This is a genomic window from Mycobacterium sp. SMC-14 (genome assembly GCF_046250075.1).
Lineage (GTDB): Bacteria > Actinomycetota > Actinomycetes > Mycobacteriales > Mycobacteriaceae > Mycobacterium.
The window spans coordinates 3,711,780-3,736,551 of the sequence record NZ_CP176429.1 but is presented as its reverse complement, the minus strand read 5'-3'; the positions used below and the strand labels follow the sequence as shown (position 1 = coordinate 3,736,551).

The 24,772-nt window shown below is 66.8% G+C and carries 29 protein-coding genes; 24 read left to right on the top strand and 5 right to left on the bottom strand.

The features are described 5' to 3' along the window. Positions 1 to 90 precede the first annotated feature (90 nt). From mftE to mftG, 3 genes are read left to right on the top strand one after another with little or no spacing between them, the layout of a single operon-like run. Positions 91 to 837: a mycofactocin biosynthesis peptidyl-dipeptidase MftE gene (gene mftE / locus ACKY0W_RS17745; RefSeq protein ID WP_409435135.1), complete on the top strand. Its 747-nt coding sequence runs from the start codon at positions 91 to 93 to the stop codon at positions 835 to 837. After that, a complete protein-coding gene (mftF, locus tag ACKY0W_RS17740) occupies positions 834 to 2,246 on the top strand; it encodes a mycofactocin biosynthesis glycosyltransferase MftF (protein WP_409435134.1) in 1,413 nt (470 codons plus the stop codon). The genes mftE and mftF overlap by 4 nt, the downstream gene beginning before the upstream one ends. A 6-nt stretch (positions 2,247 to 2,252) precedes the next feature. Next, the gene (gene mftG, locus ACKY0W_RS17735; RefSeq protein WP_409435133.1) at positions 2,253 to 3,701 is read left to right on the top strand and encodes a mycofactocin system GMC family oxidoreductase MftG; all 1,449 of its coding nucleotides are present in this window, start codon (positions 2,253 to 2,255) and stop codon (positions 3,699 to 3,701) included. On the opposite strand, the gene ACKY0W_RS17730 is transcribed toward mftG, so the two are convergent. Next, the gene (locus tag ACKY0W_RS17730; RefSeq protein WP_409435132.1) at positions 3,683 to 4,936 is read right to left on the bottom strand and encodes a cytochrome P450; all 1,254 of its coding nucleotides are present in this window, start codon (positions 4,934 to 4,936) and stop codon (positions 3,683 to 3,685) included. The genes mftG and ACKY0W_RS17730 overlap by 19 nt on opposite strands. A gap of 114 nt (positions 4,937 to 5,050) precedes the next feature. Between ACKY0W_RS17730 and ACKY0W_RS17725 the strand changes: the two genes are divergently transcribed. Then, positions 5,051 to 6,703 carry a carboxylesterase/lipase family protein gene (locus ACKY0W_RS17725; protein WP_409435131.1) on the top strand — a complete coding sequence of 551 codons (1,653 nt, stop codon included), beginning with the start codon at positions 5,051 to 5,053 and terminating at the stop codon, positions 6,701 to 6,703. 100 nt (positions 6,704 to 6,803) lie between these two features. Here ACKY0W_RS17725 and ACKY0W_RS17720 read toward each other — a convergent pair whose 3' ends face one another. After that, positions 6,804 to 7,277, bottom strand: coding sequence for a hotdog fold domain-containing protein (locus ACKY0W_RS17720; RefSeq protein ID WP_409435130.1), 474 nt, complete (start codon positions 7,275 to 7,277; stop codon positions 6,804 to 6,806). 463 nt (positions 7,278 to 7,740) lie between these two features. Here ACKY0W_RS17720 and rpsJ point away from each other — a divergent pair, with 463 nt between their 5' ends. From rpsJ to rpsQ, 11 genes are read left to right on the top strand one after another with little or no spacing between them, the layout of a single operon-like run. Beyond that, positions 7,741 to 8,046, top strand: coding sequence for a 30S ribosomal protein S10 (gene rpsJ / locus ACKY0W_RS17715; RefSeq protein WP_003883485.1), 306 nt, complete (start codon positions 7,741 to 7,743; stop codon positions 8,044 to 8,046). A 14-nt stretch (positions 8,047 to 8,060) separates the two neighbouring features. Next, entirely contained in the window at positions 8,061 to 8,714 is a 654-nt protein-coding gene (gene rplC / locus ACKY0W_RS17710; protein ID WP_406757763.1) for a 50S ribosomal protein L3, read from the top strand. Further along, positions 8,714 to 9,370: a 50S ribosomal protein L4 gene (rplD, locus tag ACKY0W_RS17705; RefSeq protein ID WP_406757762.1), complete on the top strand. Its 657-nt coding sequence runs from the start codon at positions 8,714 to 8,716 to the stop codon at positions 9,368 to 9,370. The genes rplC and rplD overlap by 1 nt, the downstream gene beginning before the upstream one ends. Continuing rightward, positions 9,370 to 9,672 (top strand): 50S ribosomal protein L23, encoded by a 303-nt coding sequence (gene rplW / locus ACKY0W_RS17700; RefSeq protein ID WP_024440414.1) that lies wholly within the window; start codon positions 9,370 to 9,372, stop codon positions 9,670 to 9,672. Before rplD ends, rplW begins: the two co-directional genes overlap by 1 nt. 27 nt (positions 9,673 to 9,699) lie before the next feature. Further along, complete coding sequence (gene rplB / locus ACKY0W_RS17695; protein ID WP_067969766.1) at positions 9,700 to 10,536, top strand: 50S ribosomal protein L2; 837 nt, start codon at positions 9,700 to 9,702, stop codon at positions 10,534 to 10,536. 17 nt (positions 10,537 to 10,553) lie between these two features. Continuing rightward, positions 10,554 to 10,835, top strand: coding sequence for a 30S ribosomal protein S19 (rpsS, locus tag ACKY0W_RS17690; protein WP_024440412.1), 282 nt, complete (start codon positions 10,554 to 10,556; stop codon positions 10,833 to 10,835). Further along, a complete protein-coding gene (rplV, locus tag ACKY0W_RS17685) occupies positions 10,832 to 11,428 on the top strand; it encodes a 50S ribosomal protein L22 (RefSeq protein WP_406757761.1) in 597 nt (198 codons plus the stop codon). Before rpsS ends, rplV begins: the two co-directional genes overlap by 4 nt. After that, positions 11,428 to 12,270, top strand: coding sequence for a 30S ribosomal protein S3 (gene rpsC / locus ACKY0W_RS17680; RefSeq protein ID WP_409435129.1), 843 nt, complete (start codon positions 11,428 to 11,430; stop codon positions 12,268 to 12,270). The genes rplV and rpsC overlap by 1 nt, the downstream gene beginning before the upstream one ends. Before the next feature lie 3 nt (positions 12,271 to 12,273). After that, a complete protein-coding gene (rplP, locus tag ACKY0W_RS17675) occupies positions 12,274 to 12,690 on the top strand; it encodes a 50S ribosomal protein L16 (RefSeq protein ID WP_406757759.1) in 417 nt (138 codons plus the stop codon). Further along, complete coding sequence (gene rpmC, locus ACKY0W_RS17670) at positions 12,690 to 12,932, top strand: 50S ribosomal protein L29 (RefSeq protein WP_047318355.1); 243 nt, start codon at positions 12,690 to 12,692, stop codon at positions 12,930 to 12,932. The genes rplP and rpmC overlap by 1 nt, the downstream gene beginning before the upstream one ends. Continuing rightward, entirely contained in the window at positions 12,932 to 13,249 is a 318-nt protein-coding gene (rpsQ, locus tag ACKY0W_RS17665; RefSeq protein WP_067969775.1) for a 30S ribosomal protein S17, read from the top strand. Before rpmC ends, rpsQ begins: the two co-directional genes overlap by 1 nt. Before the next feature lie 74 nt (positions 13,250 to 13,323). Here rpsQ and eccE read toward each other — a convergent pair whose 3' ends face one another. Then, positions 13,324 to 14,529: a type VII secretion protein EccE gene (gene eccE, locus ACKY0W_RS17660; RefSeq protein WP_409435128.1), complete on the bottom strand. Its 1,206-nt coding sequence runs from the start codon at positions 14,527 to 14,529 to the stop codon at positions 13,324 to 13,326. Positions 14,530 to 14,666: 137 nt separating this feature from the next. Continuing rightward, positions 14,667 to 15,716, bottom strand: a complete 1,050-nt coding sequence (locus tag ACKY0W_RS17655) for a hypothetical protein (protein ID WP_409435127.1) — start codon at positions 15,714 to 15,716, stop codon at positions 14,667 to 14,669. Positions 15,717 to 16,172: 456 nt separating this feature from the next. On the opposite strand from ACKY0W_RS17655, the gene ACKY0W_RS17650 reads away from it, so the two are divergent. From ACKY0W_RS17650 to ACKY0W_RS17640, 3 genes are read left to right on the top strand one after another with little or no spacing between them, the layout of a single operon-like run. Further along, a complete protein-coding gene (locus ACKY0W_RS17650) occupies positions 16,173 to 17,117 on the top strand; it encodes a LysR family transcriptional regulator (RefSeq protein ID WP_409435126.1) in 945 nt (314 codons plus the stop codon). 38 nt (positions 17,118 to 17,155) lie between these two features. After that, positions 17,156 to 19,504 (top strand): arylsulfatase, encoded by a 2,349-nt coding sequence (locus ACKY0W_RS17645; protein ID WP_409435125.1) that lies wholly within the window; start codon positions 17,156 to 17,158, stop codon positions 19,502 to 19,504. 4 nt (positions 19,505 to 19,508) lie between these two features. After that, positions 19,509 to 20,390 carry a formylglycine-generating enzyme family protein gene (locus ACKY0W_RS17640; protein ID WP_409435124.1) on the top strand — a complete coding sequence of 294 codons (882 nt, stop codon included), beginning with the start codon at positions 19,509 to 19,511 and terminating at the stop codon, positions 20,388 to 20,390. A 79-nt stretch (positions 20,391 to 20,469) separates the two neighbouring features. Here ACKY0W_RS17640 and pstS read toward each other — a convergent pair whose 3' ends face one another. After that, complete coding sequence (gene pstS, locus ACKY0W_RS17635) at positions 20,470 to 21,591, bottom strand: phosphate ABC transporter substrate-binding protein PstS (RefSeq protein WP_409435123.1); 1,122 nt, start codon at positions 21,589 to 21,591, stop codon at positions 20,470 to 20,472. 168 nt (positions 21,592 to 21,759) lie between these two features. Here pstS and ACKY0W_RS17630 point away from each other — a divergent pair, with 168 nt between their 5' ends. The 6 genes from ACKY0W_RS17630 to rpsH all read left to right on the top strand — a co-directional run bounded on the left by ACKY0W_RS17630 (position 21,760) and on the right by rpsH (position 24,762). After that, the gene (locus ACKY0W_RS17630; RefSeq protein ID WP_409435122.1) at positions 21,760 to 22,689 is read left to right on the top strand and encodes a DUF4436 domain-containing protein; all 930 of its coding nucleotides are present in this window, start codon (positions 21,760 to 21,762) and stop codon (positions 22,687 to 22,689) included. A gap of 214 nt (positions 22,690 to 22,903) precedes the next feature. Beyond that, the gene (rplN, locus tag ACKY0W_RS17625) at positions 22,904 to 23,272 is read left to right on the top strand and encodes a 50S ribosomal protein L14 (RefSeq protein ID WP_024440402.1); all 369 of its coding nucleotides are present in this window, start codon (positions 22,904 to 22,906) and stop codon (positions 23,270 to 23,272) included. After that, positions 23,273 to 23,590, top strand: coding sequence for a 50S ribosomal protein L24 (rplX, locus tag ACKY0W_RS17620; protein ID WP_046188192.1), 318 nt, complete (start codon positions 23,273 to 23,275; stop codon positions 23,588 to 23,590). A gap of 2 nt (positions 23,591 to 23,592) precedes the next feature. Further along, the gene (rplE, locus tag ACKY0W_RS17615; RefSeq protein ID WP_046285615.1) at positions 23,593 to 24,156 is read left to right on the top strand and encodes a 50S ribosomal protein L5; all 564 of its coding nucleotides are present in this window, start codon (positions 23,593 to 23,595) and stop codon (positions 24,154 to 24,156) included. Positions 24,157 to 24,158: 2 nt separating this feature from the next. Continuing rightward, positions 24,159 to 24,344, top strand: coding sequence for a type Z 30S ribosomal protein S14 (locus ACKY0W_RS17610; protein ID WP_024440399.1), 186 nt, complete (start codon positions 24,159 to 24,161; stop codon positions 24,342 to 24,344). 19 nt (positions 24,345 to 24,363) lie between these two features. Continuing rightward, entirely contained in the window at positions 24,364 to 24,762 is a 399-nt protein-coding gene (gene rpsH / locus ACKY0W_RS17605) for a 30S ribosomal protein S8 (protein WP_013830245.1), read from the top strand. The last annotated feature ends 10 nt before the right edge of the window (positions 24,763 to 24,772 follow it).

Genomic DNA, 24,772 nt, shown 5'->3' with positions numbered 1-24,772 from the left:
AAGCATTCCGGTCCCCGGAGCGAAAAATTTACTCGGGTCGTACTCGTCAACAACTGGTGTACGACAGGTGAATTCGCTTACCATCGTCCGATGGCGGTTGGCGGCGAGCTCGGTAGTTCGACCTGGGACGAACTGCAGAACCAGCTACAGGGTCAGCTGCCGGAGCGGGGGATGCGGCTGCTGGTCCCGGTCGGGTCGACTGAGCAGCACGGCCCGCACCTACCGCTGGACACCGATACCCGGGTCGCACAGGCGCTCGCTCAGCGGTTGGCCGAGCGGTTGGCAGCAGCCGGGTCGGGGCAGGGTTGGACGGTCGCGCCGGCCATTGCCTACGGCGCCAGCGGCGAGCATCAGAGCTTTGCCGGCACCATCTCGATCGGCACCGAGGCACTGACCCAGCTGTTGCTGGAGTACGGGCGCTCCGCCTGCTGCTGGGCGCAGCGGGTGGTCTTCGTCAACGGCCACGGCGGCAATGTGCCCGCATTGGTCGAGGCGGTAGGCCGGCTGCGGTTCGAAGGCCGCGACGTGGGCTGGCTTCCGTGTGCCGCCCCGGGTGCTGATGCCCACGCCGGACACACTGAAACCTCTCTGCTGCTGCATCTTTCGCCGGAAAGCGTCCGGCTCGACCGGGCGCGGCCGGGTAACAGCGCACCGTTGGCGCAGCTGCTTCCCGCGATGCGCGGCGGCGGGGTCGCGGCGGTGAGCGCAGTCGGGGTGCTGGGTGACCCGACCACCGCCACTGCCGGTGAAGGGCAGCGGCTCTTCGCCGAGATGGTCGACGCCGGCCTGGCGGCCGTTGATACCTGGGCTCCCGGGGCGAACGGGATGCTGCGGTGACCGCGGCCCGGCTGCCTGACGGCTTCGCCGTGCAGGTCGACCGGAAGGTACGGGTCCTGGGACGCGGATCCACACTGTTGGGCGGGTCGCCGACCCGGCTGCTGCGGCTGGCGCCGGCCGCCCAGGGGATGTTGTCCGACGGCCGTCTGGAGGTACGCGACGCGGTCAGCGCACAGCTGGCCCGTACCCTTTTGGATGCCACCGTTGCCCATCCACGGCCGGCCGGCGGGCCATCGTATCGAGACGTGACGGTCGTTATTCCGGTGCGGGACAATATCATCGGACTGCAGCGGCTGGTTGCGGCTCTGCGTGGGCTGCGTGTCGTGGTGGTGGACGACGGGTCTCAGGTTCCGATCTGTCGGGAGGATTTGACCGCGGCGCACTGCTGCGAGGTGCAGGTGCTGCGCCACCCGGAGAGTCGGGGGCCGGCGGCCGCGCGCAACACCGGGTTGATGTCCTGCACGACGAATTTCGTGGCGTTCCTGGATTCCGATGTGGTGCCGCGTAGGGGCTGGCTGGAGGCCCTGCTGGGGCACTTCTGCGACCCGGCCGTGGCCCTGGTAGCCCCGCGGATCGTCGGTATGGCCGACAGTGGTCACCTGGTAGCGCGGTATGAGTCCATGCGTTCGTCGCTGGACCTGGGTGGCTGCGAGGCACCCGTGGTGCCCTACGGCAAGGTCGCCTACGTCCCCAGCGCGGCGATCATCTGCCGTTCCACGGCGCTGCGGGAGCTGGGCGGCTTCGACGAGGCGCTGCATTCCGGTGAAGACGTCGACCTGTGCTGGCGATTGGTGGATGCGGGCAGCAGGCTGCGCTATGAGCCGATTGCGCAGGTCGCCCACGATCACCGGGTGGAGCTGCGGGATTGGGTGGCGCGCAAGGCTTTTTACGGGGGATCGGCGGCACCGCTGTCGGCCCGCCACCCGGACAAGGCCGCACCCATGGTGATCTCCGGCTGGGCGCTGGCAGGCTGGGCGCTGATGGCGCTCGGCTCGGCGTTGGGCTATCTGGTCTCCTTGACCATCGCCGCACTGACCGGGCACCGGGTTGCCCGGTCCATGCGGGGCCCAGACACTGCGCCGGCCGATGTGCTGATGGTGACGTTGCGCGGACTGGCGAGCGCCGGGCTGCAGATCGCCTCGGCGCTGTGCCGGCACTACTGGCCCGTCGCACTGCTGGCCGCGTGCGTGTCACAGCGCTGCCGCAGGGCGCTGCTGCTGGCGGCGGTCGCCGACGGGGTGGTGGATTGGCTGCGGCACGCGCGCAGTGAGGACGATTCGCGGCCATTGGGGCTGCCGGCCTATCTGCTGCTCAAGCGGGTGGACGATCTGGCCTACGGCGCCGGCCTGTGGAGCGGTGTGGTGCGTGAACGCAACCTCGCCGCACTCAGGCCGCAGATTCGCAGCTAGGCCGCCTTGGCCGTTCCGGTGGTACACAGCGATGCGCTGGTGGTGGGGGCTGGGAGCGCGGGATCGATTGTCGCGGCAATGCTTTCGTCGGACCCTTCATGCTCGGTCACGGTGGTGGAATCGGGTCCAGGTCTGGGGGATCCGGTGGTGGCTGCGCAGACCGCCGACGCGATGACATTGCCGATCGGCCCGGCCAGCCGGCTGGTGCATCGGTATCGTGCCGAGCTGATCAGCAGGGCCGGCAACACGGTGACAATCGTGCGAGGTGCCACCTTCGGCGGATCCGGCGCGGTCAACGGGGGGTACTTCTGCCGGGGGCTCCCGGCAGACTTCGCCGGCTACCCTGCGGGTTGGGCGTGGCCGCAGCTGTTGGAGTCATTTCGCGCCGTCGAGACCGACCTTGACTTCCACGGCCCGCAACACGGCGATGCCGGCCCGATACCCGTCCGACGGACTCGTGAAATGTGCGATAGCACAAAACGATTCAATGATGCCGTGCAGCGAGCGGGGTTCGGGTGGATCGACGATCTCAACGACGCGACGCTGACGACGAGATCCGGCGCGGGTGCCGTCCCGCTCAACGTAACTGCCGATGGCGTGCGCACCGGACCGGGGGTGGCGTACCTGCGACCCGCACTGTCGCGGGACAACCTCGCGGTCCTGACACAGACCCGGGCGGTCCGCGTCGCCATCGAAGCCGATCGAGCCATAGCCGTGGAAGCGATCGGTGAACAGGGTCCCATCAGGCTGACTGCGGATCGGATCGTGTTGTGCGCCGGGGCGATCGGATCGGCACACCTGTTGATGCTGTCCGGTGTCGGTGGAGAGGCCATGCTTCGTGATGCGGGTGTCGCGGTAAAGGCAGCGCTTCCGGTCGGCGCGTACTGTGCGGATCACCCGGAATGGCTGGTGGCATCGGCATGGCCGGGCACGCCCGGCCGCCCGGTGCTGGAAACGGTGCTGCACCATGAGAACGTCGAGATTCGACCCTACACCGCCGGTTTCGCCGCGATGGTCGGTGAAGTCGACACGCCCGACCAGCCGCAGATCGGAGTGGCGCTGATGACTCCGCGGGCCCGCGGGCGGATAAGCCTGGTCTCGGCGGACCCGCAAGTACCACCGCGTATCGAACACCGCTATGACACCGAGCCAGAGGATATGGCGGCGCTGCGCAGCGGTGTGGACGTGGTCGATCAGATAGTGGGCGTGAAAGGTGTTGGTGCAGAGCCGCGTTGGTCGACGTCACAGCACCTGTGTGGTAGTGCGCCGATCGGCGACGACGGCGACCAGGCAGCGGTGCTCGATGCGCAGTGCCGGGTGCGTGGCATCGACGGGCTGTGGGTGATCGACGGCTCGGCGCTGCCCCAGATCACCAGCCGCGGACCGCACGCGACGATCGCGATGCTGGCGCACCGGGCCGCGGTACTCCTCTGCGGTCAGGACCGCAGCCGGTAGCGGATCGGCAGGTGCTTGAGGCCGCCGACGAACGTCGTCGACGCCAGCTGGGGCTCGCCGGCGAGCTCGATGGCCTCGAGCCGCGGCAGCAAGGCGCTGAAGAAGCTGCTGATCTCCATGCGCGCCAAGGCGGAGCCCACACAGAAGTGCACTCCGTGCCCGAATGCCAGATGCTTGTTCGGGTCGCGCCCGACGTCGAAGGCGAACGGGTCGTCGAACACGTCCTCGTCACGGTTGGCCGAAACATACGACAGATAGACCGATTCGCCTTCCGCGATCGGTACGCCGCGCACCGTGGTGTCGGCGGTGGCGGTGCGCATGAATTCCTTGACCGGCGTCACCCAGCGGATGATCTCCTCGACCGCGGTCGGCATCAGTCGCAGGTCGGAACGCAGCCGCTCCCGCTGATCCGGGTGTTCGATGATTGCCCGAAGGCCGCCGCCGATCGCGGCGCTGGTGGTGTCGTGGCCGGCGGTGGCGATGATGACGTAATAGGAAGCCGTATCCACATCCGACAGCGGTGCGCCGTCGACGGTCGCGTTGGCGATAGTGGAGGCCAGATCGTCGGTTGGTTGTGCGCGCCGCGCCGCGGTCAACGCCCCGAAGTAGGAGAAGAAGTCGAGCAGCACCGGCAGCTGCTCCTCGGGAGTCAAGCCGCGGCGGTACTCCTCGTCGTCGCCGCCGAACAGTTCCTGGGTCAGCCGCAGCATGCGGCCGAAGTCCGTTTCCGGCAGACCCAGCAGCGACATGATGACGAACAGCGGGTAGTTGACCGCGACCTCCTGCACGAAATCGCACTCCGGGCCGAGCTGCACCATCTTCTCGACGTAGCGATGGGCGAGTTCATCGATGCGGGTCTTGAGCATCCGCATCGCCTTGGGGCGGAACCAGTCTGAGACGATCGTGCGCATCTTGTGGTGCTGCGGATCGTCCATGTGGATCAGGGTCCGCAGCCCCATTCCGGACTCGAGCAGGGAGCGCTGCAGGTCGTCGGCGTCAGCGGGCGCCAGCACGGGCCGCGGTGCGTTGATCCACAGCACGTTGTCACGCTCGATCTCCATGATGTCGGCGTGGCGGGTGATGGCCCAGAACGGGCGGTACGGCCGATGGTCGACCAGGGACACCGGTGCGTGTGCGCGCAGATGGGTCAGGGCCGCGTGTAGCCGAGGTTCGTCGGCGTAGGCGCTGGGGTCGACGAACACCTGGGCGGCCTGGTCGATGATCGGTGTGCTCATACCCTGCTCCTAGTCCCCATTTTTGACACGTGTCAGGTTTGGGTCCAGTGTTGCGGATCGCCGGCCGTCGTGGCGGCGCTTTGGGCTGATTGCGGCCGATTAGGCTCTTCGGTCATGTCGATCGGATCGTGCCGCTGGCCTCGCCGGGTCGGCGCTGTGGTGCTGGCGCTGACTGCGGTGTTGGCGGCCGGGTGCGCGCGCTCGGACGGGGCGGCATCCCACTCGAGCGTGGGGCCCCGTGCGGTCGCGCTCAACGCCGATGTGGTGCGGACCGGATCCGGCCTGTTGAAAGGCACCGTCGGTCCGGATCACCGGCTGTTTCAAGGGATCCCGTACGCCGCTCCGCCGGTTGGGCCGCTGCGGTGGCAGCCGCCGGCGCCGATGCCGGCGTGGCCCGGTGTGCGTGATGCGGTCAGACGTGGCCCCTGGTGCATTCAGCCGGATGCCGCCGACGTGGATCCGATCAGCGAAGACTGCCTGACGCTCAACGTGTGGACTCCGACCGGCTCGGCCGCCGAGCCGCTGCCGGTCATGGTGTGGATCCACGGCGGCAGTTTCATGCGGGGCGCCGGCGACATCTACCACGCGCAACGGCTTGCCGTCCGCGGACGCATCATCGTCGTCACCATCAACTACCGGCTGGGCGCGCTCGGATTCCTGGCCGACCCCGCGCTGGGCAACCCCGGCAATTACGGGCTGGCCGACCAACAGGCGGCGCTGCGCTGGGTTCGCGACAACATCGACGAATTCGGCGGCGACCCGGACAAGGTGACCATCGCCGGTGAGTCCGCCGGCGGCATGTCGGTCTGCGACCACCTGGCTGCCCCGGATTCGGCGGATCTGTTCCGGGCCGCGATCATTCAAAGCGGCCCGTGTCAGGCCCAGGTCGAGGTGCCCGACGCGCAGCGGATCAGCCGTGAATACACCGAATCCGTGGGGTGCGGCGACCGGGCCACCGCGCCGCAAGACCCTGATGAGCAGATCGCGTCGTGCCTGCGGGCGTTGCCGCCCGACCGGCTGGCCAAGCCGCTGTGGTACTCACGGTTCGGCACCGATCACCTCAGCGGCCCGGTGGTCGGAACCGCGCTGCTGCCCAAGGATCCGGTGCGAGTGTTCCGGGAGCCACCGGGCGAGGGCGGCCCCGCGGGTAAGCCGGTGCTGCTCGGGGTCAACCGCGACGAGTTCGCACTGTTCGTCGCGCTGCGCTATCTACGCGTCGGGCAGGAGATCACCGCCGCGGAATACCCCGACGAGCTCAGCGACACGTTCGGTCGTGACTCCGCCGCCGCGGTGGCCGAGCACTATCCGCCGGCCAGGTTCGACGGGAGCGTCTCACTCGCCTATGCCGCCGCTGCGACCGACGACATCTTCGCCTGCCTGGCCGACCGGATGGCCCGCGGCCTGGTCGGCGGTGCGCCGGTGTACGGCTATGAATTCGACGACCCGCACGCGCCTGCCCCGGAGTTGTTCGACCAGGTGCCTTTCCCGATCGGCGCCACGCACTCGCTGGAGATGCGCTACCTCTTCGACATCGGTGGCGCCCCGCCGCTCGATCCCGCGCAGCGCCGGTTATCCGACCAGATGATCGAGTACTGGACCGGGTTCGTCGTGACCGGTGCACCGATCGCCGTCGACCAACCTGATTGGCCCGCGATAGGAAACGGGCCCGACCGGCGGTGGATGTCACTGCGCACCGACGGCAGCCGGATGATCACCGACTACGCCGCCGAGCATCAGTGCGACTTCTGGGCGACGGTGCGGAGCTGACCCGCGACCGCTGATCCTCGCCGAGCGTGTACTCAGGACGAAAATTCACCCGAAATCTCGGCCTCACTACACGCTCGGCGAGAAGTGGGAGGCGTGAGGTTCAGGCGGGCGTGACCCAGGTGGTGATGTCGGCGTGCACCACCTCGACGCCGGACTTGTCGGTGATGCTGACCGGCACCACCACCTCAGTGCCTTCGGTGATCGAACCGAAGTCCGGTGGGTCCAGGCGGGCGGTCGCCCGCAACGACGTCGTCGCCTTGGCCAGGTAAGCCACGTTCATCGCCTTGGGGATCCAGCGGTGGCTGCGCGGCACGGTGGCCTCCATCAACATCCCCATCGCCACTTCGGCCGCGTTGCAGGACGCGATCGCGTGCACCGTGTGCAGGTGGTTGTAGACGAACGGCCACTTGGGCACCAGCACCTCTGCCAGTCCGGGTTCCATCCGGACCACGTGCGGCAGCACCGAGGCGAAGTAAGGGACCCGAGCCATCGCCGCGGCCGAGAACAGTCGGGTCCCGCCGGGGATGCCCGCCAGCCGTCGCCATGTCTGATAAGTACTGGTAGATCCGGTCACGTTGAGCTACCTTACCGGCAAGTAAGGTCGACTGCCGGGCGGCTCGGCGGCGGCTGGTCCGAGGGCCCGCGAGCGCTGTCGCTGGGTCGATGCCGCGGTTCCAGCGTCGCCTCTGCTTGGCTGAGCCTCGCTAAACCGCGGGGATTTGGCCGCTGACCCGATCTGGGGCATACTATTCAGGTTCGCCTGCGCCGGGGTTGTCCCTGGCCGGGCATACGACCAGCGCCCACCCGGGCGCGTCCGGTCCCATTCTCGCCGTACGGAGCTTTTTCACCGTGCACGGGGCCGCGTGAGGGCGACACGCCCGACCGCGGGGACCGGTGGACCAGGACAGGTAAACAGCGGCGGCAGCGCCCAGCGCAGTGTCGACACCGGACCCACGGGTCCTAAAAGGTACAGACGAGCTGGGGCACGTAAGGGTTCGAAAAACGGACCCCCTTTGCAGGAGTGAGGTAGCAGAAGCGTGGCGGGACAAAAGATCCGCATCAGGCTCAAGGCCTACGACCACGAGGCGATTGACGCCTCGGCGCGCAAGATCGTTGAGACGGTCACTCGTACCGGTGCGTCCGTAGTCGGCCCGGTGCCGCTGCCGACCGAAAAGAACGTGTATTGCGTCATCCGGTCCCCGCACAAGTACAAGGACTCGCGGGAGCACTTCGAGATGCGCACCCACAAGCGGCTGATCGACATCCTCGATCCCACGCCGAAGACCGTTGACGCCTTGATGCGCATCGATCTGCCGGCCAGCGTCGACGTCAACATTCAGTAGGAGCACCGAAAACCATGGCACGCAAAGGTATTTTGGGTACCAAACTGGGCATGACGCAGGTGTTCGACGAGAACAACAAGGTCGTGCCGGTCACGGTCGTCAAGGCCGGGCCCAACGTGGTGACCCGCATCCGTACCCCCGAGCGCGACGGCTACAGCGCCGTCCAGCTCGCTTACGGCGAGATCAGCCCCCGCAAGGTGAACAAGCCGGTCACCGGTCAGTACGCCGCCGCGGGTGTGAACCCCCGCCGTCACCTCGCCGAGCTGCGGCTCGACGACGAGGCCGCCGCGGCCGCGTACGAGGTCGGCCAGGAGCTGACCGCAGAGATCTTCGCCGACGGCAGCTACGTCGACGTCACCGGAACCTCCAAAGGTAAGGGCTTCGCCGGCACCATGAAGCGGCACGGTTTCCGCGGTCAGGGCGCCGGGCACGGCGCCCAGGCCGTGCACCGCCGGCCGGGTTCGATCGGCGGCTGCTCGACCCCCGGCCGGGTGTTCAAGGGCACCCGGATGTCGGGCCGGATGGGTAACGACCGTGTCACCACCCAGAACCTGGTGGTCCACAAGGTGGACGCCGAGAACGGTGTGCTGTTGATCAAGGGCGCCATTCCGGGCCGCAACGGTGGGCTGGTTCTGGTCCGCAGCGCGATCAAAAAGGGTGAGAAGTAATGGCCGGCATCAAGATTGACGTCAAGACTCCGGACGGCAAGAAGAGCGGCTCGGTTGAGCTGCCCGCCGAGCTGTTCGACGCTCCCGCCAACATTGCGCTCATGCACCAGGTGGTGATCGCTCAGTTGGCTGCGGCCCGTCAGGGTACGCACTCCACCAAGACCCGCGGTGAGGTCAGCGGCGGTGGCCGTAAGCCTTACCGGCAGAAGGGAACCGGCCGGGCCCGCCAGGGTTCGACTCGCGCACCGCAGTTCACCGGTGGTGGCGTGGTGCACGGCCCCAAGCCGCGTGACTACAGCCAGCGCACCCCGAAGAAGATGATCGCCGCCGCCCTGCGCGGAGCGTTGTCGGACCGGGCTCGTAACGGCCGCATCCACGCGGTCACCGAGCTGGTGACCGGTCAGACCCCGTCGACCAAGGACGCCAAGGCGTTCCTGGGCTCGATCACCGACCGCAAGCAGGTGCTGGTGGTCATCGGCCGGGCCGACGAGACGGGCGCCAAGAGCGTGCGCAACCTGCCGGGTGTGCACATCCTGTCCGCGGACCAGCTCAACACCCACGATGTGCTGCGTGCCGACGACGTGGTGTTCAGCGTCGAGGCTCTGAACTCCTACATCGAGGCTCACACCGCCAAAACCGAGGAGGTTTCGGCCTGATGGCGACCATCACCGACCCCCGCGACATCATCCTCGCGCCGGTCATCTCCGAGAAGTCCTACGGGCTGATCGAGAACAACGTGTACACGTTCGTGGTCCACCCCGACACGAACAAGACGCAGATCAAGATCGCGATCGAGAAGATCTTCGCGGTCAAGGTTGCGTCGGTGAACACCGCGAACCGGCCGGGTAAGCGCAAGCGGTCCCGGACCGGCTACGGCAAGCGCAAAGACACCAAGCGCGCCATTGTGACTCTGGCGCCCGGCAGCAAGCCGATCGACCTGTTCGCCGCACCGGCCTGACCGGAGTGAGAGAGAGATCTAACTGACATGGGAATCCGCAAGTACAAGCCGACGACCCCCGGTCGTCGCGGTGCCAGCGTCTCCGATTTCGCTGAGCTCACCCGCTCTCACCCGGAGAAGTCGCTGGTTCGGCCGCTGCACGGCCACGGTGGGCGTAACGCCCACGGCCGGATCACCACCCGGCACAAGGGTGGCGGTCACAAGCGTGCCTACCGCGTGATCGACTTCCGTCGCCACGACAAGGACGGCGTCAACGCGAAGGTCGCACACATCGAGTACGACCCGAACCGCACCGCCCGCATCGCACTGCTGCACTACCTGGATGGCGAGAAGCGCTACATCATCGCTCCGCAGGGTCTGTCGCAGGGCGACGTGGTCGAGTCGGGCGCCAACGCCGACATCAAGCCCGGCAACAACCTGCCGCTGCGCAACATCCCCGCGGGCACCCTGGTGCACGCCGTGGAGCTGCGGCCGGGGGGTGGCGCCAAGATGGCCCGCTCCGCTGGCTCCAGCATTCAGCTGCTGGGCAAGGAAGGCGCCTACGCCTCGCTGCGTATGCCGTCGGGTGAGATCCGCCGTGTCGACGTGCGCTGCCGCGCCACTGTCGGCGAGGTGGGCAACGCCGAGCAGGCCAACATCAACTGGGGTAAGGCCGGCCGTATGCGGTGGAAGGGCAAGCGCCCGACCGTCCGTGGTGTGGTGATGAACCCGGTGGACCACCCGCACGGTGGTGGTGAGGGCAAGACCTCCGGCGGCCGGCACCCGGTTAGCCCGTGGGGCAAGCCGGAGGGTCGCACCCGCCGGCCGAACAAGCCCAGCGACAAGCTCATCGTCCGACGCCGGCGCACCGGCAAGAAGCGCTAGGAATCGGAGGGAAAGCGATGCCACGCAGCCTCAAGAAGGGTCCGTTCGTCGACGAGCATGTGCTCAAGAAGGTCGACGTTCAGAACGAGAAGAACACCAAGCAGGTCATCAAGACCTGGTCACGTCGGTCGACGATCATCCCGGACTTCATCGGGCACACGTTCGCCGTTCACGACGGCCGCAAGCATGTCCCGGTATTCGTCACCGAGTCGATGGTCGGGCACAAGCTCGGCGAATTTGCTCCGACGCGCACCTTCAAGGGACACATCAAAGACGACCGGAAGGCTAAGCGCCGGTGAGCGTTACGACTGAATTTCCGTCCGCTGTCGCCAAGGCCCGCCATGTGGGTATCTCGGCCAGTAAGGCGCGCCGGGTGATCAACCTGGTGCGCGGCAAATCGGTGACTGAAGCGCTGGACATCCTGCGCTGGGCGCCGCAGCAGGCCAGCCTGCCGTTGGCCAAGGTCATCGCCAGTGCGGCGGCCAACGCCGAGAACAACGACGGCCTGGACCCGTCCACCCTGGTGGTGGCGACGGTCTACGCCGACGAGGGCCCGACCGCCAAGCGGATCAAGCCGCGCGCCCAGGGGCGTGCGTACCGGATCCGTCGGCGCACCAGCCACATCACTGTGGTGGTGGAGAGCCGGCCGTCCTCCGGCGGCGGTTCGGCGCAGTCCGCCGGTGCCACCCGGGCGCGTCGTGCGCAGGCCAGCAAGGCCGCCTCCGAGGCGGGCGCGAAGGCGCCGGCCAAGAAGGCGCCGGCCAAGAAGGCTTCCGCAGCCAAGGCTGCTGAGAAGACGACTGAAAAAGCGGCGGCTAAGAAGGCGCCCGCCAAGAAGGCGGCAACCAAGAAGGCGCCTGAGACGTCCGACGCGAAGGAGGGCTCGGAGTAATGGGCCAGAAGATCAACCCGCACGGCTTCCGGCTCGGGATCACCACCGATTGGAAGTCGCGGTGGTACGCCGACAAGCAGTACGCGGACTACGTCAAGGAAGACGTGGCGATCCGCCGCCTGCTGTCGACGGGACTCGAGCGCGCCGGCATCGCCGATGTCGAGATCGAGCGCACCCGTGACCGGGTTCGCGTCGACATCCACACCGCCCGGCCCGGCATCGTCATCGGCCGCCGCGGTACCGAGGCCGACCGGATCCGTGCCGACCTGGAGAAGCTGACCGGCAAGCAGGTGCAGCTGAACATCCTCGAGGTCAAGAACCCGGAGTCGACGGCGCAGCTGGTGGCCCAGGGCGTGGCCGAGCAGCTGAGCAACCGTGTGGCGTTCCGTCGGGCGATGCGCAAGGCGATCCAGTCGGCGATGCGTCAGCCCAACGTCAAGGGAATCCGGGTGCAGTGCTCGGGCCGTCTCGGCGGTGCCGAGATGAGCCGCTCGGAGTTCTACCGTGAGGGTCGGGTGCCGCTGCACACGCTGCGCGCCGACATCGACTACGGGCTGTACGAGGCGAAGACCACCTTCGGCCGGATCGGCGTGAAGGTCTGGATCTACAAGGGCGACATCGTCGGTGGCAAGCGCGAGCTGGCCGCTGCCGCACCGTCGGCCGACCGTCCGCGCCGGGAGCGGCCGTCGGGCACCCGCCCGCGCCGCAGCGGCGCCTCGGGTACCACCGCGACCAGCACCGACGCCGGGCGGGCCGCTGAGAGCACTGAGAACACCGCTGCTGCGGAAACGGTCACCGAGACCGCTCCCGCCGCAGCGGAAACGCAGAGCACGGAGAGCTAAATCATGTTGATTCCCCGTAGGGTCAAGCACCGCAAGCAGCACCACCCCAAGCAGCGCGGTATCGCCAGCGGCGGCACCGCGGTGACGTTCGGTGAGTACGGCATCCAGGCACTGGAGCACGCCTACGTCACCAACCGGCAGATCGAGTCGGCTCGTATTGCCATCAACCGGCACATCAAGCGTGGCGGCAAGGTGTGGATCAACATCTTCCCGGACCGTCCGCTGACCAAGAAGCCCGCCGAGACCCGCATGGGTTCCGGTAAGGGTTCGCCGGAATGGTGGGTCGCCAACGTCAAGCCGGGTCGGGTGCTGTTCGAGCTGAGCTACCCGAATGAGGCCATTGCCCGCGCCGCACTGACCCGGGCGATCCACAAGCTGCCGATCAAGGCGCGCATCGTCACCCGAGAGGAGCAGTTCTGATGGCAGTGGGAGTTACCGCTGGCGAACTGCGCGAGCTTAACGCCGACGAGCTCGTCGAGCAGTTGCGCGAGTCCAAAGAAGAGCTGTTCAACCTGCGTTTCCAGATGGCGACCGGGCAGCTCACCAACAACCGTCGGCTCCGCACGGTGCGCCACCAGATTGCGCGCATCTACACCGTGTTGCGCGAACGGGAACTGGGCCTGGCGTCCGGTCCCGCTGGTTCTGAAGGCGAGGCATCGTAATGGCACAGGCTGCAAAGGCTAACGCCGCGGAGAAGGGTGCCAAGCACACCCCGCGCACGGAGACGGTGCGGGGCCGCCGCAAGACCCAGATCGGCTACGTGGTCAGCGACAAGATGGAGAAGACCATCGTCGTCGAGCTCGAAGACCGTGTGCGGCACCCGCTGTACGGCAAGATCATCCGGACCACCAAGAAGGTCAAGGCGCACGACGAGAACAACACGGCCGGCATCGGCGACCGCGTGTCGCTGATGGAGACCCGTCCGTTGTCGGCGTCGAAGCGCTGGCGCCTGGTCGAGATCCTGGAGAAGGCCAAGTAGTACGGCGACGTAATATCGACAGAGCCCCGCGACCTGGGTCGCGGGGCTTCGTCGTGTCTGGGGTCGGGTGCGGCTTAGGCCGGCACCTTGACCCGCGCCACTGGTTGCGGCGCGGTCGGACCGAGCGGAACCTGCAGCGACTCCTGGCCGTTGAGCACCCGGGCCGGCACCACCAGCGTGCGTTGTGTCGGCGTCGGCAGACTGGTCCGCAGCGCTGTCAGTTGTCGGCCGTTGAGACGGTTCAATCCGGCCGAGGTGTTTCGGCGTAATCTGCTCGCGCTGTGGTAGCGCACCAGCACGGCGACGTCGGTGTTGCGCTGACGCGGTGTCAGGCGGACCGTGACCGCGGTCGTGTCGGTCTCAGGCAGCCACAGCCGTTCCAGGTTCTCCGTGGAGATGTCTCGCGGCGACATCCAGAACGTGGCCGCGAAGTGTTTGGGCCCCTTGGGCTCCTTCTGCTTCAGTCGGCGGCGACGTCGGCGGATCTGGGTCGGCTGCAGGCCCGCCAGTAGCGCCGCATCGACCTGGTCGAATTCGTCGGCCGACAGGATTCGCGCGTCCAGGTGACGTTCGCAGAGGTCTCGTGCCAGGCGTTCGGTGGCTACGGCCAGGGTCGCTGCTACGGAATCGCGAACAGCCACCGCCTCGGTGTTGTGCATCGGATCCATCCGCAGGATCAGCCAGTTGTCTTGCGGACCAGGGGAGCTGGGCACCGTGGCTGCCGCCGTGTCGTCGTCGTTGTGTTCGCCGTCGGGGGAGTCGCACGTTCGTACTGACACGATGTCGATCCCGTCCAGACGCACGTCGAACTGCCGCAGGCCGGCGGCGACGAGCGTAGCGGGAAGAGTCGGTGCCGGTACCGGTGCCGGGACGCGGCGATGTCGGCCAGCCGCTTCGGCCGGGGCCGCGGGTATGGCGGGTATGGCGATCACCGAGACCAGCCGGCCGCGATATTCGCGCACGCCGACGACGTCGCGACTGTAGCGGCGGCGGTGGTCGAAGCCGGGCGTACAGCCTTCGGTGAGGAACGCCGCGGGCGTGGCGAACCGATCGAACAGCCGTGCCAGCACGATTGCCGTCAGCGGTACCCGGCGGTGCGTGATCAACGCGGCCGTGGTGAGCACCGCGGCAAGTCCGACCGCCGGCCACCATGCGCGCTCGGCCGGCCCGAGCTGCGCCGGCCAATGACCCGCTACCCACAAGATGCCGATGTCGATCAGAAACACCGTGGTCACGCGCAGCCAGGACAGATTCAGCCCCAACGAATGCTGCGCCCTCATCGACGTGTCCAACTCATGGTTCCCCCCAGAACTTCCATGAAGTGTGCGGTGACCGGGCTACCCACTGAATCGCCGGGCCAAACATCCCAGGCCCGGGGTGCGAGGGTGGACCTGGGATGTTCGGCTTGCGACGTGGGTCAGATTCCGAAGAGGTCCGACGGATCGAACATGCCCGAGATGTCCGGGAGACCCCCGGCGAGGTCGGCCGCGCCGCCGGCGGCGTCCGCGGCACCACCGGCTGCGTCGGCTGCGCTGCCCGCCGCTGCGGAAGCGGCGTCGGCCGCACCACCCGCGGCATCGGCGCCCATTGCGGACATACCGAACGCCTCTCCCGGATCAATGAGCCCGGCCGCGTCGAAATCGGTCGGGATGTTGAAGTCGCCGAACGGAGTCGACAGCGTGTCGGTGATGGAGTTGGCGGCGCCGTCCACCCCGGGGATATCGGTGTAGACGTTCTCGAACCCGTTGCCGAAGTTCATCACGTCATACACCGTGCCCACCGTGGGAAGGTCCGAGGCGGTCGCACCGGAGGCCGGGTCCACGTCGGTGATGGTGAACTGCGTGTTGTGGATACCGCCGAAGAGGTCCGTGACATTCTCGCTGGCGGTCACGGTGCCCAGGTCAGTGGCGCCGCTCCCGGTACCGCTGGAGACGTCGAACGATTGGTCGCCCTCGCCGACTTGGAACAAGGGCGGAGCGCTGAACAGCGGGCTGAGCGGGGTGAAGCCCTCTGAGCCGTCGGCCTGCACGGGATTGAAGGTGGTGTCGCCGATGGTGAACCCATCGCCGGTACCGGGCGTGACGTCACTGGGCGTGGCATCGGGTGTGCCGGCGGGCGTGGCGTCGGGTGTGGTGCCGGGTGTGCCGGCGATCGGCGGGATCGCCCCGGTGTCGCCGAGCGGCGACGGGCTGGGGGTGCCCGCGGTGGGTGTCAGCGCGCCGAGATCGCCGAGCGGGGCAGGGGTGGGCGTGGTCGCGTCCGGGCCGAGGGCACCGGCGTTGCCCAACGCTCCTGTTGCGCCGGTACCGGCGACATTGCTCGCCAGGTCGACTGGAATCGCGGTACTGCCGACATTTCCGGCCGCGCCGATCCCGTTGTCGGCCAAAGCGACTGTCGCGGGCAGGAATGTGGTCGAGAGTAGACCGGCGGTGACCCCACCGGCCGACAAGATGATCCGACGATTCATTTTCGGTACGTTCCTTCCGTACGTGGATGGTCCCGGTCCTGAATGTTCCCCATCGAACATGCCGGGAAGAGCTGAACATCGTCCGCCGTCCCGCGGTACGCGCACGACAAAACCGTCTGGGATGTTGTTGTAGCGGCGATAGTGTTGGGCGACAACGGATGTCCGGATGCCAGCGACTGCTTCTCAACCCCCCGTTGGCATCCTCGTCAGACGCTAACGGGTCGGCGACGCCGTCACCACCCCTGTGGGCGGATATTTCAACAGTTAATCTCAATGTAGAGAATCGCCATCGTCGATCGATGCACGTAAAGGCGGCGATGTAAGTTATTGCGGCAGAGGAATTGTGGCAAAGGACAGTTTCTACTGAGGTTTTGTCTCAGCCAGCTCAAAGTAATCGTGTTGGGGTAGGCCAACATTCGATTTGACCAAACCGAGCTGGGCGGCACACTGATCGCTATGGAGCTGCGGCAGTTGAAACATTTTGTCGCTGTTGCCGAGGAGCTGCACTTCACCAGGGCGGCTGCGAAGGTTCACGTGGTGCAGTCCACCCTGTCCGCGTCGATCAGCAGTCTGGAGCAGGAACTCGGTACCGCGCTGCTGGTCCGCAACAATCGCCGCGTCGACCTCACCACGGCTGGACTGGCGCTCCTGCCGGATGCACAGAACGCCCTGGCTGCCGCCGACCATGCGCGAGCCGCCGTCGACGCGGTCCGGGGGGTGTTGTGCGGGCGACTGAGCATCGGGGTGATCCAGGGACTGAGCACCGTCGATCTGCCGGGGTTGCTGGCGCGATATCACCGAAGCTTCCCGCGCATCGACATCACCCTGCGACACGATCCCATCGACACATTGGTGCAGGCGACCGCCGATGGCGACCTGGACCTGGCCCTCGTCAGCCGGCCCTACGACGACAGCAGGGTCAAGGACCTGCCCTTGGGAATCGAACCGCTGGTGCTGGCGGTGCGCCGCGACGATCCGCTCGCCCGCAATGCCGTCGTCGCCCTGGCCGCACTGCGCGATCGCGAGTTCGTCGAGCGTCGGGCGGACTTGCGGACCCGACTGCACATCGATGGCATCTGCGCCGAGCTCGGATTTGTCCGAACCGTCTGCGCCGAATCCAACAGTCCGCTCGACCTGGTCGATCTGGTCGCTGCGGGGCTGGGCGTCGCTTTCCTGCCGCCGGCGTTGGTGGCGAAGTCGGATCAGCTGGTCGGGGTGGCGACCGATCCGGTGCTCCCGCGTGAACTCGCACTGATCACCCCGATCGAGCGGGCGCCGTCGCCTGCGGCCGCGGCGTTTCTCGGCGAGCTGGTGTCGGCGGGAGCGGGGGACAATCGTCCATCGGGCGCGCCCGAGCGGCCCCCGGCTTCAAAAGCTGCCGCTTCGGCACCGGGCCGGTAGTGTCTCATCCGTTCCGGGGGCCGACGACGGAGTGAGCGATGGTGGAATTCACGGGCAAGGTCAGTCTCGATATCCGGGATTCCGAGCCGGACTGGGGGCCGTTCGCTGCGCCCACCGCCCCCGAGGGGGCGCCCAACGTGCTGTACCTGGTCTGGGACGACACCGGCATCGCCACCTGGGACTGCTTCGGCGGACTGGTGGAGATGCCCACCATGAGCCGGATCGCCGAGCGTGGCGTCCGGTTATCTCAGTTCCACACCACCGCACTGTGCTCCCCGACCAGAGCGTCGCTGCTGACCGGGCGGAACGCCACCAGCGTCGGCATGGCCACCATCGAGGAGTTCACCGACGGCTTTCCCAACTGCAGCGGGCGTATCCCATTCGAAACCGCCCTACTCAGTGAGGTTCTCGCCGAGCAGGGGTGGAACACCTTCTGCGTCGGCAAGTGGCACCTGACCCCGTTGGAGGAGTCCAACATGGCCGGCGCCCGGCGGCACTGGCCCACCCAGCGTGGATTCGAACGGTTCTACGGTTTCATGGGCGGTGAGACCAACCAGTGGTACCCGGATCTGGTCTATGACAACCACCCGGTCGCACCGCCGGCCACGCCCGAGGACGGCTACCACCTTTCCAAGGACATCGCCGACAAGACAATCGAATTCATCCGGGACGCTCAGACGATCGCGCCCGGAAAGCCCTGGTTCGGCTATGTCTGCCCCGGCGCCGGGCACGCCCCGCACCATGTGTTCGCCGAATGGGCCGACCGCTATGCCGGACGCTTCGACATGGGCTACGAACAGTACCGGGAGATCGTGCTGGCGAACCAGAAGAAGCTGGGGCTGGTGCCGGAAGACACCGAACTCTCCGAGATCAACCCCTACGCCGGCGTCACCAGTGCCGACGGCCAGCCCTGGCCCCTGCTGGATACGGTCCGCCCGTGGGACAGCCTCGATGACGCCGAGAAGCGGCTGTTCGCCCGGATGGCTGAGGTGTTCGCGGGATTCCAGAGCTATACCGACGCCCAGATCGGCCGGATCCTGGACTACCTGGAGGAGTCCGGGCAACTCGACAACACCATCGTCGTGGTGATCTCGGACAACGGCGCCAGCGGCGAGGGTGGACCGAACGGGTCGCCCAACGAGAACAAGTTCTTCAACGGTTACATCGACACCGTCGAAGAGGCGATGAAGCTCTTCGACGAGCTGGGCAGTCCGGAAACCTACAACCACTACCCGGTCGGGTGGGCGATGGCGTTCAACACGCCCTACAAGCTCTACAAGCGCTACGCCTCCCACGAAGGCGGCATCGCCGATCCCGCGATCGTCAGCTGGCCCAACGGAATCGCCGCGCGTGGCGAGGTGCGTGACACCTATGTCAACGTGTGCGATGTGACCCCGACGGTCTACGACCTGCTCGGTATCGAAGCGCCAGCAACCGTGCGCGGCATAGCCCAGCGTCCGCTGGAAGGCGTGAGCTTCAAAGCAGCGCTGGTGGATCCAGCCGCAGATACCGGCAAGCACACCCAGTACTACACGATGTTGGGCACCCGCGGGATCTGGCATCGCGGCTGGTTCGCCAACACTGTGCATGCGGCGACCCCATCGGGATGGAGTCACTTCACCGACGACCGGTGGGAGCTCTACCACCTCGCCGAGGACCGCAGTCAGTGCCACGACCTGGCTGCAGAACATCCCGAGAAGCTCGAAGAACTCAAGGCGATGTGGTTCGCCGAGGCTGAAAAGTACAACGGGCTGCCGCTGGCCGACTTGAACATCTTCGAGATGACCAGCAGGCAGCGGCCTTACCTGTCCGGCGACCGTACCGGCTATACCTACTACCCCCACACCGCCGAGGTGCCGTTGGGGGCCTGCGTGGAGCTTCGTGGCCGGTCATTTTCGGTCCTGGCCCGTGTCACGGTGGATTCGGCCGACGCGCAGGGAGTGCTGTTCAAGCAGGGCGCCCGGCACGGCGGGCATGCGCTGTTCGTGCAGGGCGGCCAGTTGCACTACGTCTACAACTTCCTCGGCGAGCGCGAACAGTGGCTGTCCTCGCCCGGTCCGATTCCGTTGGGCCGACATGTTTTCGGCGTACGGTTCGAGCGCACCGGCACCGTTGAGGGCGCTCACACGCCGGTCGGCGAGGCCTCGTTGTACATCGACGACACAGTGATCGCCACTTTGCCGGACATGGTCGCCCAGCCGGGCGCCTTCGCGTTGGCCGGCGGCGGAGTCAGCGTCGGGCGCAATACCGGCCAGGCGGTGTCCTCGGCGTACCGTGCGCCGTTCGCCTTCACCGGGGGGACCATCGCGGACGTCGCGGTGGATGTCAGCGGAGAGCCCTACCTGGACGTGAAAAGAACTATCGCGGCAGCATTTTCGCGGGATTGATGTGATGCTGACGGACCTCGTCGAGATCCCGGCCGGGATGTTCCGGATGGGCTCGACGAGTTTCTATCCCGAAGAGGCGCCCATTCACAGCGTGGCGGTGCAGCGGTTCGCGCTGGAGCGCCATCCGGTGACCAATGCGCAGTACGCTGCATTCGTCGCCGCAACCGGGTATGTGACCCTCGCCGAGCAGGAACTCGATCCCGCGCAATACGGCGACGCCGAACCGGGCGCCCTGGTGTTTCACCCCACTGACGGGCCGGTCGACCTGCGCGACTGGCGGCAATGGTGGCGGTGGGTCCCCGGCACCAGCTGGCGCCACCCGTTCGGACCGGACAGCACGGTTGAAAACAAGCCGGATCACCCGGTGGTCCAGGTGGCCTATCCCGATACGGCTGCTTACGCCCGATGGGCCAGGCGGCGGTTGCCGACCGAAGCCGAGTGGGAGTACGCCGCCCGCGCCGGGCGCGTGAGCACCTATGCGTGGGGGGAGGAGGAGAAGCCGGGCGGTGCGTTGATGGCCAACACCTGGCAGGGCGACTTTCCGTACCGCAACGACGGTGCACGGGGCTGGGCCGGGACGTCGCCGGTGGGGACTTTTCCGCCGAACGATTGGGGGCTGGTCGACATGATCGGCAACGTCTGGGAGTGGACGACCACCGAGTTCTCGGCCCACCATCGGCTCCAGGACCGGCCAGCGCCGCCGAAGTCCTGCTGCACTCCCGTCGGCCCGGCCGACCCGGGTATCAGTCAGACCCTCAAAGGCGGATCGCACCTGTGCGCGCCGGAGTATTGCCATCGCTACCGACCGGCGGCCCGGTCCCCGCAGTCGCAGGACACCGCCACCAGCCACATCGGGTTTCGTTGCGCGACAGACGGACAGAGCTAGCGCGACCGTGCGCGTCTGTGCGTCCTGGCGCGGCGTGTCGCTGTACAAACACGCACGCTGGCGCCAAATGCCGGACGTCCTAGGAGATGGTGTCGATGGCCGCCCAAACCCGTGATTGGAAGTCCGGTGGCAGCGGGATATAGCCCTGCTTGTTCAGATTGGCCTGGCCCAGGCCGGCGGCCGCCTGCAGGAAGCCCTTGACCGCCTGGCCCACGGCGGGGTCGGGATACTTCGAGCAGACGATCTCGTAACCGGCCAAGACGATCGGGTACACGTCGCCCTGGGTCGGGTTGTAGAACGACGAGATGTCGACCACGAGATCGTTGCCGCTTCCGGTGATCTTCGCGCCGGCGATGGTTTTGCCCACGGAGTCGGCTCCGATGCGCACCGGACGCTTGGACTTGCGGCTGGCCGGGGTTTTGATCTCGGCGGCGAAAAGTCCTTGGTCCATAGCGAAAGCCAACTCGTTGTAGCTGATCGAACCCTCGATGGTGCGCACCATCGCGGCGGTGCCCTCGTTGCCTTTGGCGCCCACACCGACGCCACCGTTGAAGGTCTTGTCGGCGCCTTTGTCCCAGACCCCACCGGATGCGGCCCTCAGGTAGGCCTGGAAGTTCTCGGTGCTGCCGGACAAGTCGCTGCGGTAGACGACACGGATGTCCTGGGCAGGCATGGGCCCGTTGAGTGCGACGAGGTCCGGATCGTCCCAGCGCGTGATGCTGCCGTTGAAGATCTTGGCGATGGTGGGCGCGTCGAGTACCAGCGAGTCGACTTCGGGCAGGTTGTAGGTGATGGCCATCGGCCCGAACGCGATCGGTAGGTGCCAGGCGTCCGCACCGCCACAACGCTGCTTGGCCAGCTCCCGCTGCTCGGCGTTCAGGGGTGAGTCGGACGCAGCGAAATCGGTGTCTCCAGCCAGGAAGTCGGCGATGCCGGCGCCCGACCCGTTGGCGGTGTAGTCGAGTGTGCGATCAACGCAGGCGGCGCGGTAGACACCGACGAACTCGGCCATCGCGTGCGCCTGCGCGGTCGAACCACTGGCCTTCAGATCTGTTTTGCCTCCGCACGTCACCAGTTCACTGGCGTAGGCCAGCGTCATATGGGGAACGCTGCACGCCGACAGTGCCAGTGCGCCCGCAGTCAGCAGGATGCCGGCGGCCACGGCCGGCGTTCGGGTTGCGACAGCCCGAAAACGATTCATGGCCGTGTGTATAACAACCGAAACCCGCATATTGCCGAACAGTAGGTAAACGGGGTGCGGGCGGAGAGTGACGTCTGAGCGAGTTAGATCGGATTCCGATACGCTTGCTGGCCAGCGTGTTTCGGGGCATCTGCTGCTCGGCGCCGCTGTTCGCTACCCTGACTGCCGATGACCACTGAGCCCGAATCAGGCGCGGCCGGCACTGCGGTGGCGAAGCGGCGCCAAAGGCCGCGCTATTTGACCGGCGCGGTGATCCTGGCCGCGATCGTTGTGGCGTATGCGTCATCGCTGTTCGGCGTCCACACGCTGCAGAGATCGGACAGTCCGCTGCCGCCGCTCGATCTGAGCGCGGCGAATCCGGAGGACACCATCGTGCAGGTGCGCCTTCAGGAGCTGAACCCGGTCGCCAATCGACTCGCGGTGGATGTGCTCGTCCATCCCGGAGAGGCGTTGTACGACAAGCGCTTCGATGTGCTGAACACCGAGCTTGCGGTGCGGCTGTATCCCCCGAACGATCTTGGGGACCTCCACTTTCCCCAAGGGGATGCGCCGGCACGGGTCAGCACGACGATCGAGGCGTACGGCGCCCCCGGAAACTGGCCCTTCGACAGCTATGTCACCGAACAGCTGTCGGCCGATGTGTTCGTCGGGACCGGCGAAGGCCGCAGGCGGCTCCCCGCCCGAGTGGAGGTCACCGGATCGCTGGACGGCTGGGACGCCAGCGTCGCTCGGGTGCATGACGCGAGCCGGACCCGAAACCAGCGAGGTGATGCCGATGCCGCGGTGGTGTTGAAGATCCAGCGCGCCCGCGGGCCGCTGATCTTCGACCTCGGAATCTGCCTGGTTCTGATCAGCCTGCCCACCCTGGCGCTGATCGTGGCCGTGCCGATGGCGATGGGCAGGCGGAAGTTTCTGCCCCCATTCGCCACCTGGTACGCCGCGAATCTGTTCGCCATCATCCCGCTGCGCAACATCCTTCCCGGCGCCCCGCCGCCGGGCTCCTGGATCGACCAGGCAATCGTCCAGTGGGTGCTGATCGCGCTGGCGGCGGCGATGGGTCTGTTCATCTACGCCTGGGTGCGGCAAGGGGACGACTGATGCCGTCGCGCCGGCCCTTGGCCGCCGGGCTTGGCCAGCAATTTGGTGTTGCGGGATCCGTCACCTAAGCTCTAGGGGTTGCCGTCAGCAGACCTCGGCCAGCGCAAGTTGGCCCTGCGTGCACTTCGGCAATGAAGAAGACAATGCACGACCGGGGAGAATCCGGCATGCCACTTGGCGTGTCGGGCGTCGACTCGATTATTTAGGAGATCTGGTGATTCAGCAGGAATCGCGGTTGAAGGTCGCCGACAACACCGGCGCCAAGGAGATCTTGTGCATCCGGGTGCTCGGCGGCTCGTCGCGGCGATACGCAGGCATCGGTGATGTCATCGTCGCAACCGTCAAAGACGCCATCCCGGGCGGCAACGTCAAGCGGGGTGATGTCGTCAAGGCCGTCGTGGTGCGCACCGTCAAGGAGCGTCGCCGCGCCGACGGCAGCTACATCAAGTTCGACGAGAACGCGGCCGTGATCATCAAGGCGGACAACGACCCGCGCGGCACCCGCATCTTCGGGCCGGTCGGTCGCGAGCTGCGCGAGAAGAAGTTCATGAAGATCGTCTCGCTGGCACCGGAGGTGTTGTAGATGAAGGTCCACAAGGGCGACACCGTCCTGATCATCGCCGGTAAGGACAAGGGCGCCAAGGGCAAGGTCCTGCAGGCTTTCCCAACCCGCAACCGCGTGCTGGTCCAGGGCGTCAACCGGATCAAGAAGCACGTCGCGAACTCGGCCAACCAGGCTGGTGCATCCTCGGGCGGGATCGTCACGCAAGAGGCCCCGATCCACGTCTCCAACGTGATGGTTGTCGACTCCGACGGACAGCCCACCCGGATCGGTTACCGGGTGGACGCCGAGTCCGGCAAGAAGGTTCGCGTCTCCAAGCGCAACGGCAAGGACATCTAGAGATGACGACTGCAGAAAAGATCCAGCCCCGGCTGAAGGTGCGCTACCGCGAGGAGATCCGGGACGCGCTCAACAAAGAGTTCAACTACGCCAACGTGATGCAGATCCCGGGCGTGGTGAAGGTCGTGGTGAACATGGGTGTCGGCGAAGCCGCCCGGGACGCCAAGCTGATCAACAACGCGGTCACCGACCTGGCCGCGATCACCGGCCAGAAGCCGGAGATTCGCAAGGCCCGCCTGTCCATCGCACAGTTCAAGCTGCGCGAGGGCATGCCGATCGGTGCCCGGGTCACCCTGCGCGGTGACCGGATGTGGGAGTTCCTGGACCGGCTTACCTCGATCGCTCTGCCGCGTATCCGCGACTTCCGCGGGCTGTCGGCCAAGCAGTTCGACGGTTCCGGCAACTACACCTTCGGGCTGGCCGAGCAGTCGATGTTCCACGAGATCGATGTGGACTCCATCGACCGCCCGCGGGGGATGAACATCACCGTCGTCACTTCGGCGACCAACGACGACGAAGGACGAGCGCTACTGCGGGCTCTCGGCTTTCCGTTCAAGGAGAACTGACCATGGCTAAGAAGGCGTTGGTTATCAAGGCGGCCCGCAAGCCCAAGTTTGCGGTGCGCGCCTACACCCGCTGCAACAAGTGCGGCCGCCCGCGCGCGGTGCTCCGCAAGTTCGGCCTGTGCCGAATCTGCCTGCGCGAAATGGCGCACGCCGGCGAGCTGCCCGGTGTGCAGAAGAGCAGCTGGTGAGGGTGGAGGAGCAGCCTAAATGACTATGACGGATCCGATCGCGGACTTCCTGACCCGTCTGCGTAACGCCAACTCGGCGTACCACGACGAGGTGACCCTGCCGCACTCGAAGATCAAGGCGAACATCGCCGAGATCCTCAAGCGCGAGGGTTACATCACCGACTACCACGTCGAAGACGCCCGGGTGGGCAAGGCGCTGGTGGTCAACCTCAAGTACGGCCCGAACCGGGAGCGCAGCCTCGCCGGTCTGCGCCGGGTGTCCAAGCCGGGCCTGCGGGTCTACGCAAAGTCGACCAACCTGCCACGGGTGCTCGGCGGCCTGGGCGTGGCGATCATCTCCACGTCCTCGGGTCTGCTCACCGACCGTCAGGCGGCCAGGCAGGGCGTGGGCGGCGAAGTCCTCGCGTACGTGTGGTGAGGGAGTAGCA